Origin of the sequence: Sphingomonas cynarae (assembly GCF_039537815.1) — a bacterium.
In the GTDB taxonomy this organism is placed as follows: Bacteria; Pseudomonadota; Alphaproteobacteria; order Sphingomonadales; family Sphingomonadaceae; genus Sphingomonas; species Sphingomonas cynarae.
On the sequence record NZ_BAABBF010000004.1, the window covers coordinates 347,072 to 363,860 of the forward strand.

Annotated in this window: 15 protein-coding genes; 10 read left to right on the forward strand and 5 right to left on the reverse strand. The window is 67.4% G+C overall.

Going from position 1 to position 16,789, the window contains the following annotated elements; translation table 11 throughout:
- Window positions 1-7: 7 nt before the first annotated feature.
- Window positions 8-361 (reverse strand): response regulator, encoded by a 354-nt coding sequence (locus ABD719_RS10840; protein ID WP_344693384.1) that lies wholly within the window; start codon window positions 359-361, stop codon window positions 8-10.
- A gap of 120 nt (window positions 362-481) precedes the next feature.
- Between ABD719_RS10840 and leuC the strand changes: the two genes are divergently transcribed.
- The 8 genes from leuC to ABD719_RS10880 all read left to right on the forward strand — a co-directional run bounded on the left by leuC (window position 482) and on the right by ABD719_RS10880 (window position 6,795).
- Entirely contained in the window at window positions 482-1,921 is a 1,440-nt protein-coding gene (gene leuC / locus ABD719_RS10845) for a 3-isopropylmalate dehydratase large subunit (protein ID WP_344693385.1), read from the forward strand.
- A 100-nt stretch (window positions 1,922-2,021) separates the two neighbouring features.
- Window positions 2,022-2,651, forward strand: coding sequence for a 3-isopropylmalate dehydratase small subunit (gene leuD, locus ABD719_RS10850; protein ID WP_344693386.1), 630 nt, complete (start codon window positions 2,022-2,024; stop codon window positions 2,649-2,651).
- The gene (locus ABD719_RS10855; protein WP_344693387.1) at window positions 2,614-3,609 is read left to right on the forward strand and encodes an NADPH:quinone oxidoreductase family protein; all 996 of its coding nucleotides are present in this window, start codon (window positions 2,614-2,616) and stop codon (window positions 3,607-3,609) included. Before leuD ends, ABD719_RS10855 begins: the two co-directional genes overlap by 38 nt.
- 79 nt (window positions 3,610-3,688) lie before the next feature.
- Window positions 3,689-4,012 (forward strand): DUF1476 domain-containing protein, encoded by a 324-nt coding sequence (locus ABD719_RS10860; protein WP_344693388.1) that lies wholly within the window; start codon window positions 3,689-3,691, stop codon window positions 4,010-4,012.
- A 1-nt stretch (window position 4,013) separates the two neighbouring features.
- Window positions 4,014-4,244: a BolA family protein gene (locus ABD719_RS10865; protein WP_192124485.1), complete on the forward strand. Its 231-nt coding sequence runs from the start codon at window positions 4,014-4,016 to the stop codon at window positions 4,242-4,244.
- An 11-nt stretch (window positions 4,245-4,255) separates the two neighbouring features.
- Complete coding sequence (gene grxD / locus ABD719_RS10870; protein WP_192124483.1) at window positions 4,256-4,582, forward strand: Grx4 family monothiol glutaredoxin; 327 nt, start codon at window positions 4,256-4,258, stop codon at window positions 4,580-4,582.
- Between the two features lie 261 nt (window positions 4,583-4,843).
- Window positions 4,844-5,212, forward strand: a complete 369-nt coding sequence (locus ABD719_RS10875) for a BlaI/MecI/CopY family transcriptional regulator (protein WP_192124481.1) — start codon at window positions 4,844-4,846, stop codon at window positions 5,210-5,212.
- Window positions 5,209-6,795 carry a M56 family metallopeptidase gene (locus ABD719_RS10880; RefSeq protein WP_344693389.1) on the forward strand — a complete coding sequence of 529 codons (1,587 nt, stop codon included), beginning with the start codon at window positions 5,209-5,211 and terminating at the stop codon, window positions 6,793-6,795. The genes ABD719_RS10875 and ABD719_RS10880 overlap by 4 nt, the downstream gene beginning before the upstream one ends.
- 79 nt (window positions 6,796-6,874) lie before the next feature.
- Here ABD719_RS10880 and acnA read toward each other — a convergent pair whose 3' ends face one another.
- The gene (gene acnA / locus ABD719_RS10885) at window positions 6,875-9,562 is read right to left on the reverse strand and encodes an aconitate hydratase AcnA (RefSeq protein ID WP_344693390.1); all 2,688 of its coding nucleotides are present in this window, start codon (window positions 9,560-9,562) and stop codon (window positions 6,875-6,877) included.
- 261 nt (window positions 9,563-9,823) lie between these two features.
- On the opposite strand from acnA, the gene ABD719_RS10890 reads away from it, so the two are divergent.
- Together ABD719_RS10890 and ABD719_RS10895 are read left to right on the forward strand one after the other, a co-directional pair.
- Entirely contained in the window at window positions 9,824-10,030 is a 207-nt protein-coding gene (locus ABD719_RS10890; protein ID WP_344693391.1) for a hypothetical protein, read from the forward strand.
- Between the two features lie 105 nt (window positions 10,031-10,135).
- The gene (locus ABD719_RS10895) at window positions 10,136-10,462 is read left to right on the forward strand and encodes a phasin family protein (RefSeq protein ID WP_344693392.1); all 327 of its coding nucleotides are present in this window, start codon (window positions 10,136-10,138) and stop codon (window positions 10,460-10,462) included.
- Between the two features lie 37 nt (window positions 10,463-10,499).
- Here the strand turns inward: ABD719_RS10895 and ABD719_RS10900 are convergent, their stop codons facing one another.
- From ABD719_RS10900 to ABD719_RS10910, 3 genes are read right to left on the reverse strand one after another with little or no spacing between them, the layout of a single operon-like run.
- Window positions 10,500-12,125 carry an efflux transporter outer membrane subunit gene (locus ABD719_RS10900; protein WP_344693393.1) on the reverse strand — a complete coding sequence of 542 codons (1,626 nt, stop codon included), beginning with the start codon at window positions 12,123-12,125 and terminating at the stop codon, window positions 10,500-10,502.
- On the reverse strand, window positions 12,122-15,412 hold the full coding sequence (locus tag ABD719_RS10905; RefSeq protein WP_344693394.1) for a multidrug efflux RND transporter permease subunit: 3,291 nt from the start codon (window positions 15,410-15,412) through the stop codon (window positions 12,122-12,124). Before ABD719_RS10905 ends, ABD719_RS10900 begins: the two co-directional genes overlap by 4 nt.
- A gap of 7 nt (window positions 15,413-15,419) precedes the next feature.
- Window positions 15,420-16,610, reverse strand: a complete 1,191-nt coding sequence (locus ABD719_RS10910) for an efflux RND transporter periplasmic adaptor subunit (RefSeq protein ID WP_344693395.1) — start codon at window positions 16,608-16,610, stop codon at window positions 15,420-15,422.
- Window positions 16,611-16,789 lie beyond the last annotated feature (179 nt).

Sequence of the window (16,789 nt, forward strand, 5' to 3'; positions counted from 1 at the left end):
GCGGGGCCTAGGGCACCGGCACCAGCCGGTGGAATGCGGCGGTCACTGCCTCGCTGCTCACCGGCTTGACCAGAACGGTGGTCGATGGATCGTCGGGATCGCAGTCATGGGGGCTGGCGGTGATGAAGATCACCGGCATCGGCCCCAGTTCCTCATGGATACGGCGCACGGCGGCCGGGCCGTGGCCATCCATCAACCGCACGTCGGAGGTGATCAGATGCGGCGGATGCTCGTGCGCGGCGATCACCGCCTCGTCCTCGGTCATGGCGAATGAGAAGGACGTGGCACCGATCTCGCTGAGCATCATCTCGATGTTCATGGCGACCAGCGGCTCGTCCTCGATGATCAGAACGTGGCACACCCGCGTCGTCTCCCTTGATCCAGGTTACTTTAACGGGTGATGACGCGGATCGGTCCCCCGTCATTCGCGGAAAGTGCGCGGCTTGGCGGCGAACGCCATTTCGGTTAACGGAGGCGCCTTATGGCCAGCCGTCCGCAAACGCTCTACGAGAAGATCTGGGATGCGCATGTCGTCGAACGTCGCGACGACGGCACCTGTCTTCTCTATATCGACCGTCACCTCGTTCACGAGGTCACCAGCCCGCAGGCGTTCGAGGGGCTGCGCGTCGCTGGCCGCCGCGTCCGCCGGCCCGAACTGACGCTGGCGGTACCCGATCATAATCTGCCCACGACCCCACGTCTGGGCGCCGATGGCCGGCTGCTGCCGATCGCCGATCGCGAAAGCGCGGCCCAGCTGGAGGCGTTGCGCCGCAACACCGCCGAATTCGGCATCGACTATATCGATGCCACTGCGGCGGAGCAGGGGATCGTCCATGTCGTCGGCCCCGAACTGGGGTTCACCCTGCCGGGTACCACGCTGGTCTGCGGCGACAGCCATACGTCCGCGCACGGCGCGCTCGGCGCGCTGGCGTTCGGGATCGGCACGTCGGAGGTCGAGCATGTCCTCGCCACCCAGACGCTGCAACTGACGCGATCGAAGACGATGGAAATCCGCGTCGACGGCACGCTCGGCTATGGCGTGTCGGCCAAGGACGTGATCCTCGCGATCATCGGCCGCATCGGCGCGGCGGGCGGCACCGGCTATGTCGTCGAATATACCGGCGCGGTGATCCGTACCCTGTCGATCGAGGGGCGGCTGACCATCGCCAACATGTCGATCGAGGGTGGCGCCCGGGCCGGCCTGATCGCCCCGGACGAGACGACCTTCGCCTATCTGAAGGGGCGGCCGATGGCGCCGGCGGGGGCGGAATGGGACCGCGCGGTCGACTGGTGGCGGACGCTGCCCACCGATGCCGGCGCGCGCTACGACCGGACGGTGATGCTGGACGCCACCGACATCGCCCCCTCGCTCACCTGGGGAACCAGCCCGGAGGACGTCGTTCCGATCACCGGCGTCGTCCCCGATCCCGACAGCTTCGCCGATCCCGCGAAGCGCGACGCCGCGCGCAAGTCGCTCGATTACATGGGGCTGGCGCCCGGCACGCGGATGCAGGACGTCGGCGTCGGCCATGTCTTCATCGGCAGCTGCACCAACAGCCGGATCGAGGATTTGCGCGCCGCCGCCTCGGTTGCCAATGGCCGCCATGTTGCCGACGGCGTGCGCGCGATGGTCGTGCCGGGGTCCGGGCTGGTGAAGCGGCAGGCCGAGGCGGAGGGGCTCGACCGCATCTTCGTCGACGCGGGCTTCGAATGGCGTGAGCCGGGCTGTTCGATGTGTCTGGCGATGAACCCGGACAAGGTGCCACCGGGCGAACGTTGCGCCTCCACGTCCAATCGCAATTTCGTCGGGCGACAGGGGCCCGGCGCCCGCACCCACCTGTTGTCGCCGGCGATGGCGGCGGCGGCGGCGGTGACCGGCCGACTGGCGGATGTCCGCGATCTGATGGGGAACGACGCATGAAGAAGATACTCGTGATGCTGGTCGCCGGCGCGGTCCTGAGCGGCGTCGCCGCCTACAGCGCCAGCGTGGCGAAACCCGTGGCGCAGGCGCGGGGGGAATAGTGGAGGCGGTCACCACCGTTGCCGGCACCGCCTATCCCTGGGGCGCCAAGAACGTCGATACCGACGTCATCATCCCCGCGCACTGGCTGAAGACGATCGCCCGCTCGGGTCTGGGCCGTGGCGCGTTCGAGACGGTACGGGCAGTGCCGGGCAATATCTTCGACGATCCCCGCTATGCCGGGGCGCCGGTGCTGATCGCGGGCGACAATTTCGGCTGCGGGTCGAGCCGGGAACATGCCGCCTGGGCGCTGGCCGACATGGGTATCCGCGCGGTGATCGCGCCCAGTTTTTCCGACATTTTTTCGGGCAATGCCTTCAAGAACGGCATCATCCCCGTGGTGCTGCCGCAGGAAGCGGTCGACCGGCTGGTCGAGGTGGCGAAGGACCAGCCCGTGACCGTCGATCTGGAAACGATGACGGTCACCACCCCTTATCAGGACCGCTTCGTCTTCGAACTCGACCCGTTCCGTCGCCAGTGCCTGATGGAAGGGCTGGACGAGATCGGCCTGACACTGGCAAGAGATACCGCGATTTCGAAATTTGAGGGAGCGATGGCCGAACATCGCCCCTGGGTCGAGGGGAGACGCGGATATGAAGGCATTGCTGTCGAGGGCGCCGGGCGGACCTGAAACTCTGGAACTGGCCGATGCGCCCGATCCGGTGCCGGCCCCGGGGCAGGTCGTGGTCGCCGTGCGCGCCTGCGCGATCAACTATCCCGATGTCCTCATCATCGAGGACAAATACCAGTTCAAGCCGCCACGCCCCTTCGCGCCGGGTGGAGAGGTGGCGGGCATCGTCGACAGCGTCGGCGACGGGGTAACCGGCTGGCAGCCCGGCGACCGGGTGATCGGCATGGTCGGCCATGGCGGGCTGGCGGAAAAGGTCGCGGTCGATGCGGCCCGCCTCTATCGCCTGCCCGACGGCCGCGATTTCGCCGAGGGCGCGTCGCTGATCCTGACCTATGCCACCACCATCCATGCGCTGCTCGACCGTGGCCGGCTGGCGGCGGGGCAGAGCCTGCTGGTGCTGGGCGCGGCCGGTGGCGTCGGGCTGGCGGCGATCGAACTGGGCAAGGCATTCGGCGCCCGCGTCGTCGCGGCCGTTTCCTCGGATGAAAAGGCCGCTGCCGCGATGGTGGCCGGGGCGGACGAGGCGATCGTCTATCCGCGCGCACCATTCGATCGCGACCAGTCCAAAGTGCTGGCCGACCGGTTCAAGGCGGCCGGCGGCAAAGCGGGGTTCGATGTGATCTACGATCCGGTCGGCGGCGATTATGCCGAACCGGCGCTGCGGTCGATCGGCTGGGAAGGGCGATATCTGGTCGTCGGCTTTCCGGCCGGTATCCCGAAACTGCCGCTCAACCTGACGTTGCTGAAAAGCTGCGATGTCTGCGGGGTATTCTGGGGCGCCTTCGCCGCGCGCGATCCGGCGGCCAACGCCGCGCATGTCGATCACCTGTTCCGCCTATGGGCCGATGGCCGTATCGGCCCGCGCGTCACCGGCCGGTTCCCGCTGGCCGACGGGGGCAGGGCGATCGCGCAGATCGCCTCGCGCGGCGCGATCGGCAAGCTGGTGGTGGAAGTCTAGGGCGCGCGTCGCCCGCTATGTTGCGCCGCCGTATCGCTGCGCCTATCTCCGCAGCAGCAATGATGCGGGGAGCAGCCAGATGACCATGTTCGAGGACCGCGAACGCGCTGCCGAGGCGAAGTTCGTGCGCGACGACGAAATGGCGTTCCGGATCACCGCGCGCCGCAACCGCTTGCTTGGCCAGTGGGCGGCGGAGCGGATGGGGCTGACCCCGGCGGAAACCGATGCCTATGCCAAGGCGGTGGTGCAGGCCGATTTCGAGGAATCGGGTGACGAGGACGTGATCCGCAAGGTGGTGGGGGACCTGACCGCCGCCGGCGTCGATACCGACGAACCGACCGTGCGCCGCGCGCTGGAGGAACGGCATGTCGAAGCCCGCCGCCAGTTGCTGGAGGTGCGCTGACATGCCGATGTCCGCCGACGATATCGCGACGTTGATCCGGCAGGCGATTCCCGATGCGCAGGTCGAGATCACCGATCTGGCCGGGGACGGCGATCACTATGCCGCCCGGGTGGTCGCGCCCAGCTTTGCCGGAATGAGCCGCGTGGCGCAGACCCGCGCCGTCTATGCCGCGCTAGGCGGGCGCATGGGGGGCGAACTCCATGCGCTCCAACTGACGACAGCCGTTTCCTGAGGATGACGATGATGACCGACGACACGAACGCCCGCATCGATGCGGTGGTAAAAGCCAACAAGGTGGTGCTGTTCATGAAGGGCAGCCCGCTGTTTCCGCAGTGCGGCTTTTCCAGCCGGGCGGTGGCGATCCTCAATCATCTCGGTGCCGAGTTCGAAAGCGTCGACGTGCTGCAGGATCAGGGCATCCGGCAGGGCATCAAGGCCTATTCGGATTGGCCGACGATCCCGCAGCTCTATGTCGATGGCGAATTCGTCGGCGGATCGGACATCATGATGGAGATGTACGAAAGCGGCGAACTGGCCGAACTGTTCGGCGGCGAACGCCCCGCTTCCTGAGCGGCTGGCCGGGTCGGGTGGACCGGCGCGAGACTCGATCGAGCGACCGGTCCACCCTGCTGAACGCGCTGACGCTTCGGCTATTCCCGATGTAGCAGATGGCGTGCCAGATCGGATAAAACGCGCGAAACCGCGCCGGACGATCGTTAACGCCCCCTCCTTCGATACCCCATCTGTAAGAGATATCGACAGGCATGGCGCCCTGATTGACTACACTCGTAATCAATGAGATTACAGTTGTAGTCAATCAGGGAGTGAGTCGTGGCCGAACGGATCAGCGATGCCGAACACGCCGTCATGGAGGTGTTGTGGCAGGATTCGCCGCTTACCGCGCAGGACGTGGCCGAACGGGTCGATCCCGATCGGGGATGGAGCGCCAACACCGTCAAGACCTTGCTCGGCCGGTTGCTGGGCAAGGCGGCGATCGCGCACGAGGCGGATGGTCGCCGCTATCTCTATCGGCCACTGGTCGCACGCGAGGATTATGTCGCGGGTGAATCGCGTCGGCTGATCGATCGGCTGTTCGGTGGTCGCCTGACGCCGCTGGTCGCGCATCTGGCCGATCGCGACCAGTTGACCGCCCGCGACATCGCCGAGATCGAGGCGATCCTGAAGGGGCTGAAGTCGTGATCGCCTGGGCGGTGGAGGCGCTGGCCGCATCGGCCGCGCTGATGCTGGTCGTGCTGCTGATCCGGCAGCCCGTGCGCCGCGTCTTCGGGCCACAGATCGCCTATGCCCTCTGGGTATTGCCGCTGCTGCGGCTCACGATGCCGCCGCTGCCCGCCGGGTGGGGTGAGTCCGATGCGATGCCGATCGCCCGCGCCAGCGAGGCGATGACGATACTGGTCGGGGCGGAGCCGCTGACGGCACCGCTCGCAGCGGCGGCCGCGGTGCCGTCACCGGCGATCCCCTGGGGCGTGATCGCGATCGGCGCGTGGCTGCTCGGCGCGGCGGTCTTCTTCGTCCTGCACCTCGTCCGTCATCGCCGCTTCTGCCACCGCTTGCTGGCGAGCGCGCGGCTGCTCGACCGGGTCGGCGGGGTGTGCGTGATCGAAACGCCGGCGGCGGCCGGGCCGCTCGCCTTCGGCACCGCGAGACGCTTCGTCGCCTTCCCGAACGACTTCGCCGACCGCTACGATGCCGACGAACGCGAACTCGCGCTGGCGCATGAACTGGGTCACCACGCCCGTGGCGATCTGATCGCCAACTGGGCGGCGCTCGCGGTCCTCGCGATCCACTGGTTCAATCCGCTGGCCTGGCATGCCTTCCGCGCCTTCCGCTGCGATCAGGAACTCGCCAACGACGCCCGCGTGCTCGCCGGCCGCAGCCGGACCGACCGGCACATCTATGCCTGCGCGATCGTGAAGGCGGCGCATGGCGGCGCGATCTCGGCCGCCTGCCACCTCCATACCATCACTGATCTGAAAGGGAGATTACGGATGCTGACCAATACCCGCCTGTCCCGCACGCGTCAGGCGACGGGCACCGTCGCGATTCTGGGCGCCGTCACCGCCGGACTGATCGTCACCGCCTCGGGCACCCGCGCCGCCGCCGCGCTGACCGCCGGTGTCGAAAACGCGACCGGCGTCCAGCTCGCCGCCCCGCCCACGCCGCCGGCCCCGCCTGCCATACCGATGACGGCACCTGCCCGCCCGCCCGAACCGCCGGTGCCCCCGGCACCCCGGTCCGGCACGCGTACCGCCCGGCATGTCGTGATCGTGAAGGATGGTAAGACGACCCGCTACGACGGTGCTGCCGCGGCCGCCTATATCGCCGCGCACCCGGTGCCGGTGCCGCCGATCCCCGCGACGCCCCCGCTGCCGGATGTGCCGATCGTCGTCGACCGCAACTGCGAACCGGGCACCGGCGCCCCGACGATGGCGAGTAGCGACGAGCGCGGACGTCGCACCATCATCGTCTGCCGCAACCGCATCCGGCAGACCACGGTGCTGGCGATGCAGCAGGCGGAATGGGGTCGCCATCAGGCCGAATGGGGCCGTCGCCAGGCGGAATTCGCGGTCCGTCAGGCCGCGCAGGCGGAACGCCGCGCCGACGAGGCGAAGCGCAACGGGTTGCGTCAGGCGGTGGCCAGCATCCGGCTCGCCCGCCAGTCGATCACGATCGAACGCAACCTGACCGAGGATCAGCGCCGCGAAGCGCTGGCCGGACTGGACGAGGCGGCGCGCGAACTGGGTGAGCAGATGAAACCCTGATTGCGACGCCATCGCGCACACGAAAAAGGGGCGTGACCGGCAACTCGGTCACGCCCCTTTTCATGTCCGGACGTCCGGTTCAGGCGGCGAGGTTGCGCAGCACATACTGGAGGATGCCGCCGTTCAGGAAATATTCCAGCTCGTTGACGGTATCGATCCGGCAGCGGGTGGTGAACGTCTCCTTGCGGCCATCGGCGCGGACCAGTTCGACCTCGACATCCTGACGCGGACGCAGGGTGGCGACGTTGCGGATCGTGAACGTCTCCGAACCGTCCAGACCCAGCGTCTCGCGCGTCACTCCTTCGGCGAACTGGAGCGGCAGCACGCCCATGCCGACCAGGTTCGAACGATGGATACGCTCGAAGCTTTCGGTGATGACCGCACGCACACCGAGCAGGTTGGTGCCCTTCGCCGCCCAGTCGCGCGACGAGCCGGTGCCATATTCCTTGCCGGCGACGACGACGAGCGGCGTGCCGTCAGCCTTGAAGCGCATGGCGGCGTCATAGATCGGCATGACCTCACCGTTGTACTTCGACATGCCGCCCTCGACGCCCGGCACCATCTCGTTGCGGATGCGGATGTTGGCGAAGGTGCCGCGCACCATCACCTGATCGTTGCCGCGCCGCGCGCCATAGCTGTTGAAGTCGCCGCGGCTGACCTGCCGCTCCGACAACCAGCGACCGGCCGGGCTGTCCGCCTTGATCGAACCGGCGGGCGAGATGTGGTCGGTGGTGATCGAATCGCCCAGGATCGCCAGCGGCCGTGCCTCGATGATGTCCATCACCGGTGCCGGGGTCATTTCCATACCCTCGAAATAGGGCGGGTTGGCGACATAGGTGGAGGCGGCGGGCCATGCGTAGGTCGCCGATCCGGTCACGTCGATGCCCGACCATTTCGCATCGCCCTGATAGACGTTGCCGTAGCGGCTGCGGAACATGTCGTCGTCGATGTTCGCCTCCATCACGGTGCGGACCTCGTCGTTGCTCGGCCACACGTCCTTCAGGAACACGTCCTGCCCGTCCGATCCCTGACCCAGCGGGGTTTCGATCATGTCGGTGGTGACGGTGCCCTTGATCGCATAGGCGACGACCAGCGGCGGCGAGGCGAGGAAGTTCGCCCGCACATCGGCCGACACGCGGCCCTCGAAGTTGCGGTTGCCCGACAGGACCGACGCAGCGACGAGATCGTTCTCGTTGATCGCCGCCGAGATCGGCGCGGCGAGCGGCCCCGAATTGCCGATGCAGGTGGTGCAACCATAGCCGACGAGGTTGAAGCCGAGCGCGTTCAGGTCCTCGGTCAGTCCAGCCTTGTCCAGATAGTCGGTCACGACCTGCGATCCCGGCGCCAGCGAGGTCTTCACCCATGGCTTGGCGGTCAGGCCCAGCGCGCGCGCCTTGCGGGCGACCAGGCCGGCGGCGACCAGCACCGACGGGTTGGACGTGTTGGTGCAACTGGTGATCGCGGCGATCACGACGTCGCCGTCGCCGATGTCGTGCGTGGCGTTCGCCACCGGCACGCGCACGGCCTGCTCCTTGTGATAGATCTTGAACAGGTCGCCGTTGAAGACCTCGTCCACCTTGTTCAGCGCCACCTTGTCCTGCGGACGCTTCGGGCCGGCAAGCGAGGGCACGACGGTGCCCATGTCCAGTTCCAGCGTATCGGTGAAGATCGGGTCCGCGGCACCCTCTTCGCGCCAGAAGCCGTTGGCCTTGGCATAGGCCTCGACCAGGGCGATGTTCTCGTCCGACCGGGCGGTCAGGCGCATGTAATCCATCGTGCGCTCGTCGATCGGGAAGAACCCGCAGGTCGCGCCATATTCGGGGGCCATGTTGGCGATCGTGGCACGATCGGCGAGCGTCATCGAAGCGAGGCCGGGGCCATAGAACTCGACGAAGCGGCCGACGACGCCCTTCTTGCGCAGCATCTGCGTGACGGTCAGCACCAGGTCGGTGGCGGTGATGCCCTCGGCCAGCGCGCCGGTCAGCTTGAAGCCGACGACTTCGGGGATCAGCATCGATACGGGCTGGCCGAGCATCGCCGCCTCCGCCTCGATCCCGCCGACGCCCCAGCCCAGCACGCCCAGGCCGTTGATCATCGTCGTGTGGCTGTCGGTGCCGACCAGCGTGTCCGGATAGGCGATCGTCGCGCCACCCTTGGCATGGTCGCCGCTCTCCGCCGACGACCAGACCGCCTGGCCGATATATTCCAGATTTACCTGGTGGCAGATGCCGGTGCCCGGCGGCACCACCTGGAAATTGTCGAGCGCCTTCGAACCCCATTTCAGGAACTCGTAGCGTTCCATGTTGCGCTGGTATTCGAGGTCGACATTCTCCTCGAACGCCTGCGGCGTGCCGAACTCGTCGACCATCACCGAATGGTCGATCACGAGGTGGACCGGCACCTGCGGATTGATCTTGGCCGGGTTGCCGCCAAGCTTGGTGATCGCGTCGCGCATCGCCGCCAGATCGACCACGCAGGGAACGCCGGTGAAGTCCTGCATCAGCACGCGCGCGGGGCGATACTGGATCTCGCGGTTCGACCGCGCGTCCTTCTGCCAGTCGACGATCGCCTGGATATCCTCACGCGTCACGGTGACGCCGTCCTCGAAACGCAGCAGGTTCTCCAGCAGCACCTTCATCGAGAAGGGCAGGCGGGATATGTCGCCCAGCTGCTCGGCCGCCTTGGCGAGGCTGAAATAATCGTAGCTCTTGCCGCCGGCGGTCAGCGTGGTGCGGGTATTGAGGGTGTCCTGGCCGATGGCGGTCATAAGCGTCCTTTGCCTGTTGTCGCCCACGCGCACCACGGACGGCGGCTGGGCCGCACGAGGCGCCGGAGCATCGGATAATCAACGGTTGTCGCGGGCGATAGCAGCGGTACGCGTGGGGGGGAAGGGCGGTTCTCCCCTCAATGCGCGTATCCGGCCGGCGCCGTCCACCTGACCCTCCGTTCGGTCGCCCACTCGCCCGGTCGTCCGGCAGGCTCGATACGTCCTGCATCGGAACAGATCGCGCGCCATCACGGCTGATCGATGGTTGACCGTAGCGGCAGGCGGATTACCGAAAGCGGCGCGGAGATCGATTTCATGACGAACGAACGGGCCGGCATCGATCGCGTTCAGGAGGCGGCGGCGCTCGCCGAACGACTGATTGCGGTGGCCGAGGAACTGGATTGCTGGGTGGCGGCCGCCCTGGTCGAACAGGCGAAGCACCTTCTGGTGAACCGCGACGCCACCTGACCGGGCGGTCGGCCGGGCCGTCGATCCCGGATCTTGGTTCCACGGATCGCCTGGTCACGCCGCGCGTTGGCGGCGGCAGTGACCATCCAATGGAGGAACACGGACATGGCCGATACGATCAACGACGCAGCGAAGGCCGGCAGCGATGCGGCAAGGGCTGGTGCCGAACGCATGGGCGAAGCGGGCCGGGCGATCGCCGACAACGGTTCGACGATCGGCATCAAGATGATCGAGCAGGCCGAAACCAACACGCGGGAGGCATTCGCCGCGATGCGCGCCGCCGCCGAGGCGAAGGACATCGCCGACGTCATGCGTATCCAGGGCGAATTCCTGCGCGAGCAGAGCAGCCGGTCGATGGCGCAGGCGCGCGAGGTCAGCGAACTCATCATGCAGTTCGGCCGCAACGCCGTGGCGCCGTTCCGCCAACGTTGAAGGGCTGAAGAGCTGACCGGGCCCCGCGCGCTACGCGCTATCGCGCGGGGCCCGGCTCCCGTCGGATCGCATCCGCGGGCGTCACCGGTTTCGGTCCGTCCGCAGTCGCCTCCAGCGACGAATCGCCGCCCAGCACACGGTAGAGCGTCACCCGGTTGGATGCCGCCTCCAGTTGCGTGGCCACCAGCGTCCGCTGCGCTGAATATAATGATCGCTGCGCATCGAGCGTATTGAGGAACGCCGTCACACCACCTCGGTACGACGCATCGGTCAATTGCAGCGTATCCGCCGTCGCCGCGACGAGGCGACGATTGGCCGCCACCTGATCGGCGATCGTGCCCTGCCGCGCCAGCGCGTCGGCGGTTTCCTGAAACGCGGTCTGAATCGCCTTTTCATACGTGGCCAGCGCGGCATCGCGCTGCGCCTCGGTGAAGCGCACATTGGCGCGTGCGGCTCCCGCCTGGAAGATCGGATAGCCGACCGACGGCGCGACCGAATAGGTGAAGGCACCATTGTCGAACAGCGACGACAGGGCAGTCGAGGCGAAGCCGACCAGTCCGGTCAGCGAGATGCGCGGAAACAACGCGGCGCGGGCCGCGCCGATTTCCGCATTGGTGGCACGCAATTCATATTCCGCCTGCACGACATCGGGTCGACGCAGCAGCACGCCCGAATCCAGCCCGGCCGGCAATGCCGCGATCGTCACGGCCGCCTGATCGATGGTGGCGGGCAACAGCGCGGCATCGACCGGCGCACCGACCAGCAACTGCACGGCGTTGATATCCTGCGCCACCAGCGTGCGTTGCTGCGCCAGATCCGCCTCCGCCGTGGCGAGGATCTGAATCGCCTGCGCCAGATCGGTGCGGGGTGAGATGCCGCCACGCAGCCGGGCACGCGTCAGCTCGACCGATCGCTGGGCCGACGATGCCGTGTCCTGCGCGATCCGCAACAGGCTCTGGTCGGCGGCATAGGCCAGCCAAGCGTCGGCGATGTCCCCGACCAGCGTCAACCGGACGGTGCGGGCCGCGGCCTCGGTGCTGAAATACCGGTCCAGCGCGGCGCGGCTGAGGCTGCGGATGCGACCGAACAGGTCCAGCTCGAACGAGGTCACCCCCAGTCCCACCGACCATGCGCTTCGCGAGGAAGAGGTGGTGACGACGGTGCCGCCCGTGCCGGTGCCGCCTGTACCGGTGCCGCCGGTTCCCGTGCCCCCCGTCCCGGGACCGCCGATGCCGCCCGTCCCGGTCCCCGTGCCCCCCGTTCCCGTGCCGCCGGTCCCGGCTCCGGTGCCGCCGCCCGCCACGGTCGACGCACCGTTGCCGCCGCCTTGATAGCTATAGCGGCCGGTGGCATCGATTTGCGGAAACAGGTCGGCGCGCTGGATACGGTATTGGGCGCGGGCCGCCTGGATATTGGCGGCGGCGACGCGCAGGTCGCGATTGTTGACCAGCGCCTGCTCGATCAATCGCTGGAGCCGACGATCGGTGAAGACCGCCGGATAGGTGATCGCCGGCAGGCTGGCTTCCGACTGGCGCAGATAGGCGTCGCCGACCGGCCACGATGCCGGCACCGGCAGATCGGGGCGGACATAGGTCGGCGCCATCGAACAGGCCGACAGGGCGGTCGCGGCCATGACGACGAGGAAGGCGGTGTTACGCATCATGCCTGCCCCCGCTGCGGCGGGCCGAGCGGGCGGTTGGGGCCGTAGGGCTGGCCGTCCCCGTCGCCATCGCCCCGGCCCCCGTCGTCATCCTGGCCCCGGAAGCCGGTCGGCCGTCCGCGCAGCTTCGCGATGCCGTCGCGCACGCCGCGGCGGACGAGGACGAAGAACAGCGGGATGTAGAAGATCGCGAGGAACGTCGCCGACAGCATCCCGCCGATCACCGCCGTACCGATTGCGATGCGGCTGTTCGCCCCCGCGCCCGTCGAGATGGCGAGCGGCAGCACGCCGAAGATGAACGCGAACGAGGTCATCAGGATCGGCCGCAGCCGGATCTTGGCGGCCTGCAACGCGGCGTCCAGCACGCGCGCACCGTTCTTTTCCGCCTGTTCGGCGAACTCGATCATCAGGATCGCGTTCTTCGCTGCCAGTCCCATCGTCGTCAGCAATCCGATCTGGAGATAGACGTCGTTGGTCAGCCCGCGCAACGTGACGAAGGCGATTGCCCCGATCAGCCCCAGCGGAATGACCAGCAGCACCGCGAACGGGATCGACCAGCTTTCGTACAGCGCGGCAAGGCACAGGAACACGACGAGGATCGACAGGCCGTAGAGCAGCGGCGCCTGCCCCGACGACACGGCCTCCTGATAGGACAGCCCGGCCAGTTCGACCGACGTACCCGGAATCTCGCCGGCCAGCCGCCGCATCGTCTCCAGCGCCTGTCCCGAACTGGTGCCGGGCGCGGCCTGCCCCTGGAATTCGTAGCTGGGGATGCCGTTGAACCGCGACAGCGACACCGGCGCCTTCTGCCAGCTGGTCGTCGCGAACGAGGTGAAGGGCGCCATCTGCCCGTTCGATCCGCGCACGAACCACTGGTTCAGGTCCGAGGGCGAGGTGCGGTAGTTCGCATCGCCCTGCACATAGACGCGCTTCACCCGCCCGCGATCGAGGAAGTCGTTGACGTACTGGCCGCCCCATGCGGTCGACAGCGTCGAATTGACCGTCGCCTGGTTCAGCCCCAGCGTCGACAGCTTTTGTGGATCGACATTCACCTTCACGGTCGGCACGTCGGGCAACTCGGTCAGGCGCACGCCCGCCAAGGTCGGCTCGGCCGCGGCGGCGGCGAGCAGCTTGTCGCGCGCGGCGGCGAACTGGTCGGGCGACATGCCGCCGGTGTTCTGGAACTCGATCGTGAAGCCGTTCGACTGCCCCAGGCCGCGTACCGCCGGCGGCAACAGCGCATAGACCCGCGCATCGCGAAGCCCCTCGAACGCGGCGGAGGCGCGCTCGGTGATCGCATCGGCGGAGTTCTCCTTGCCCTCCCGCTCCGCCCAGTCACGCAGCGCGACGAAGCCCTGACCGGTATTCTGCCCGCTGGCACCACCACCGCCCGCGCCGCTGACCGTGAACACGGTCTGGACGTTGGCCTTCTCGCTGGCGACGAAATATTTCTCGACCTCCTGCTGCACCTCGAACGTGCGGTTCTGCGTCGCGCCGGGGGGCAGCTGGAACTGGACGATCGCGATGCCCTGATCCTCGGTCGGCAGGAACCCGGTCGGCATCCGCAGGAACAGCACCGCCAGCAACGCGACGACGCCGGCATAGATCAGCAGGAATAGCCATTTGCGCGACACAATCGCTTTGATCGAGTCGACGTAGCGGTCCGAGGTGCGATCGAACCAGTTGTTGAAATTGTCGCGCGCGCGGGCGAAGAAATGCGCGACCCTGGGGAATTTGCGGCCCAGCCAGCCATCCTCCACCGGGTCGCCATTGTCGTCGTGCTGCTTCTGCTTGAGCAACGTCGTGGTCAGCGCCGGCGACAGCACCAGCGCGACCACCACCGACAGGATCATCGCGGCGACGATGGTGACGGAGAACTGGCGGTAGATCACGCCGGTCGATCCGCCGAAAAACGCCATTGGCAGAAACACCGCCGACAGCACCAGCGCGATCGCGACCAGCGCGACGGTGATCTCGTCCATCGAACGGATCGTCGCCTCGCGCGGCGTCAGGCTGGGGTCCTCCTCCATCAGCCGTTCGACATTCTCGACCACCACGATCGCGTCGTCGACCAGCAGGCCGATCGCCAGCACCAGCCCGAACAGCGTCAGCGTGTTGATCGAGAAGCCCGCCAGATAGAATACGCCGAACGTGCCCAGCAGCACCACCGGCACCGCGATCGTCGGGATCAGCGTCGCGCGCCAGCTCTGCAGGAACACGAACATCACGATCACGACCAGGATCACCGCCTCGATCAGGGTCTTCACGACCTCCTCGATCGACAGCTTGATGAAGTTGGTGGAATCGTTGACGAACCGGTATTCGTAGCCGGGCGGGAAGCTCTTGGCGGTTTCCGTGATCTGCGCCTTCACCAGTTCGGCGGTCTTCAGCGCATCGGCGCCCGGCGCCAGCAGCACCGCGATGCCGGCGCCGGGATGCTGGTTGACGCGGCTGATCGCGGCATAGCTTTCCGCGCCCAGCTCGACCCAGCCGACATCGGCGATCTTGACCGCCGCGCCGTTGCCTTGCGTCTTGACGATGATGTTGCGGAACTGCTCGGGCGTCTGCAACCGCGACTGCGCGGTGACGACGGCGTTCAGATACTGGTTCGGCGCCGCCGGCTGGCCGCCGATCTCGCCCGCCGCGACCTCGGTGTTCTGGTTCTGGATCGCGGTGATGACGTCCGCCGGCATCAGCTGGAAACTGTTGAGCTTGTTCGGATCGAGCCAGATCCGCATCGCATATTGCGATCCGAACACGTTGGTGTCGCCGACCCCCTCGGTCCGGCCCAGCGGGTCCTGCAACGTCGAGGTCAGGTAATCCGATACGTCGCGATTGGTCGACCGGTCGGTGGAATCGTAGACGGAGGCGATCAGCAGGAAATCGGGGTTCGACTTGCGAACGATCAGTCCCTGCTGCTGCACCTGCTGCGGCAGGCGGGCGAGCGACTGCTGGACCTGGTTCTGGACCTGCACCTGCGCGATATCGGGATCGACACCCTTGTCGAAGGTGCAGGTGATCGTCACCGATCCACGGCTGGACGAGGAGGACTGGAAATACAGCAGCCCGTCGATCCCGGTCAGCGTCTGTTCGACGACCTGCGTCACCGCGTTCTGCAACGTCTGGGCGTTGGCGCCCGGATAGGTGGCGCGGATCGTGACCTGCGGCGGGGCCACGTCGGGATATTGCGCGATCGGCAGGCTCAGCATCGCGCCGACGCCGCCCAGCATGATGATGATCGCGATGACCCATGCGAAGATGGGGCGATCGATGAAAATCCGGCTCAGCATGATGTGGTCAGCCGGCCTTTTGCGGGTTCTGGGTCTGGTCGCCGTCCTGCTTCGGGGCCTCGACGCGTTGCGGCGTCGCGGCGGGTACGGGCTTGATCGACTGGCCGGGGCGCAGCTTGCCCAGACCCTGCACGATCACCCGGTCGCCGGGGTTCAGCCCCTCGGTCACGACCCAATAGGCGCCCTGCGTCCGTTCGGCCGTCACCTTCTTCTGCACCGCCTTGTTGCCGGGGCCGACGAGGATGACGGTCGCGCTGCCCTGCGGATCGCGGCTGACGCCCTGCTGGGGGACGAGGAAGGCGCGGCGGTTGATCGCCTGCGCGAAACGGGCACGGACGAACATGCCCGGCAGCAGCACGTTCTGCGGGTTGGCGAAGCGGGCGCGCAGCGTCGTGGTGCCGGTGGTCGGGTCGACCAGCGCTTCGGAAAACTCGATCGTGCCGGTCTGTCCGTAATCGCTGCCGTCGGGCAGCTTCAGGCGGACCTGTGCCGTGGTCGGCACCACGCCCTGCCCGGACAGGCTGCGACGCAGGGACAAAAGCGCATCCGCGCTCTGCTGGATGTCGATGAAGATCGGGTCGAGCCGCTGGATTTGGGCGAGGGGGTCGGCCTGCGTCGCCGATACCAGCGCGCCGACCGTGAACAGCGAGCGGCCGATCCGCCCGGAAATCGGCGCGGGCACGGTGGTGAAGCGCAGATTGATCTGCGCGGTGTCGAGCGCGGCGCGGCTCTGTGCCACGGCGGCGGCAGCCTGGCGGGCCTGCGCGACCGCATTGGTGTAGTCCTGTTTGGAGATCGCCTCGATCTCGGCGAGCGGCCGGTAGCGATCGGCAAGGACACGGGTCGCCTCGCGATTGGCCTCGGCGCTCGCCACGTTTGCACGCGCTTCATTGGCGGCAGCACGGTACAGGCGGGGATCGATCTCGTAGAGCGGTTGCCCCTGACGGACGAACGTTCCTTCGGTGAAGAAACGGCGGCGGATCAGGCCGGTGACCTGCGGTCGCACGTCCGAGCTTTCGAAGGCGGTGACACGCCCCGCCAGTTCGGTGACGAGTGCCGCCTCGGTCGGCTGGACTGCGACGAAGCCGACCTGCGGTGTGCCCTGGCCCGGCTGGCCACCGCCCTTGCCCTTGCCCTTTTCGGCGGACTCGCCGCCCCCGCATGCCGTGACCGACAATGCCAGCCCGATCGCGATCATCGCGGCGCCTGGCCGCACGTCCTTCAAAATCAAGATGGTATTGTCCGTTCGCTCGACGGACCTTCGCCCGTAACCTTCGCAAAATGCGCGGGTTCGCGTAAGGTTGCAACCCCCGACCGGATGACAGGGCACAGGGCAGGGTGCTGGCACGGATCGCGTTCTGGCTCGTTCCCCCTCCG

Bases quoted from the DNA above. Each gene is read 5' to 3' on its own strand.
- leuC (WP_344693385.1), top strand. From the start codon at position 482: ATGGCCAGCCGTCCGCAAACGCTCTACGAGAAGATCTGGGATGCGCAT.
- ABD719_RS10855 (WP_344693387.1), top strand. From the start codon at position 2,614: ATGAAGGCATTGCTGTCGAGGGCGCCGGGCGGACCTGAAACTCTGGAA.
- ABD719_RS10860 (WP_344693388.1), top strand. From the start codon at position 3,689: ATGACCATGTTCGAGGACCGCGAACGCGCTGCCGAGGCGAAGTTCGTG.
- ABD719_RS10865 (WP_192124485.1), top strand. From the start codon at position 4,014: ATGCCGATGTCCGCCGACGATATCGCGACGTTGATCCGGCAGGCGATT.
- grxD (WP_192124483.1), top strand. From the start codon at position 4,256: ATGACCGACGACACGAACGCCCGCATCGATGCGGTGGTAAAAGCCAAC.
- acnA (WP_344693390.1), bottom strand. From the start codon at position 9,562: ATGACCGCCATCGGCCAGGACACCCTCAATACCCGCACCACGCTGACC.
- ABD719_RS10890 (WP_344693391.1), top strand. From the start codon at position 9,824: ATGGTTGACCGTAGCGGCAGGCGGATTACCGAAAGCGGCGCGGAGATC.
- ABD719_RS10895 (WP_344693392.1), top strand. From the start codon at position 10,136: ATGGCCGATACGATCAACGACGCAGCGAAGGCCGGCAGCGATGCGGCA.
- ABD719_RS10900 (WP_344693393.1), bottom strand. From the start codon at position 12,125: ATGATGCGTAACACCGCCTTCCTCGTCGTCATGGCCGCGACCGCCCTG.
- ABD719_RS10905 (WP_344693394.1), bottom strand. From the start codon at position 15,412: ATGCTGAGCCGGATTTTCATCGATCGCCCCATCTTCGCATGGGTCATC.
- ABD719_RS10910 (WP_344693395.1), bottom strand. From the start codon at position 16,610: ATGATCGCGATCGGGCTGGCATTGTCGGTCACGGCATGCGGGGGCGGC.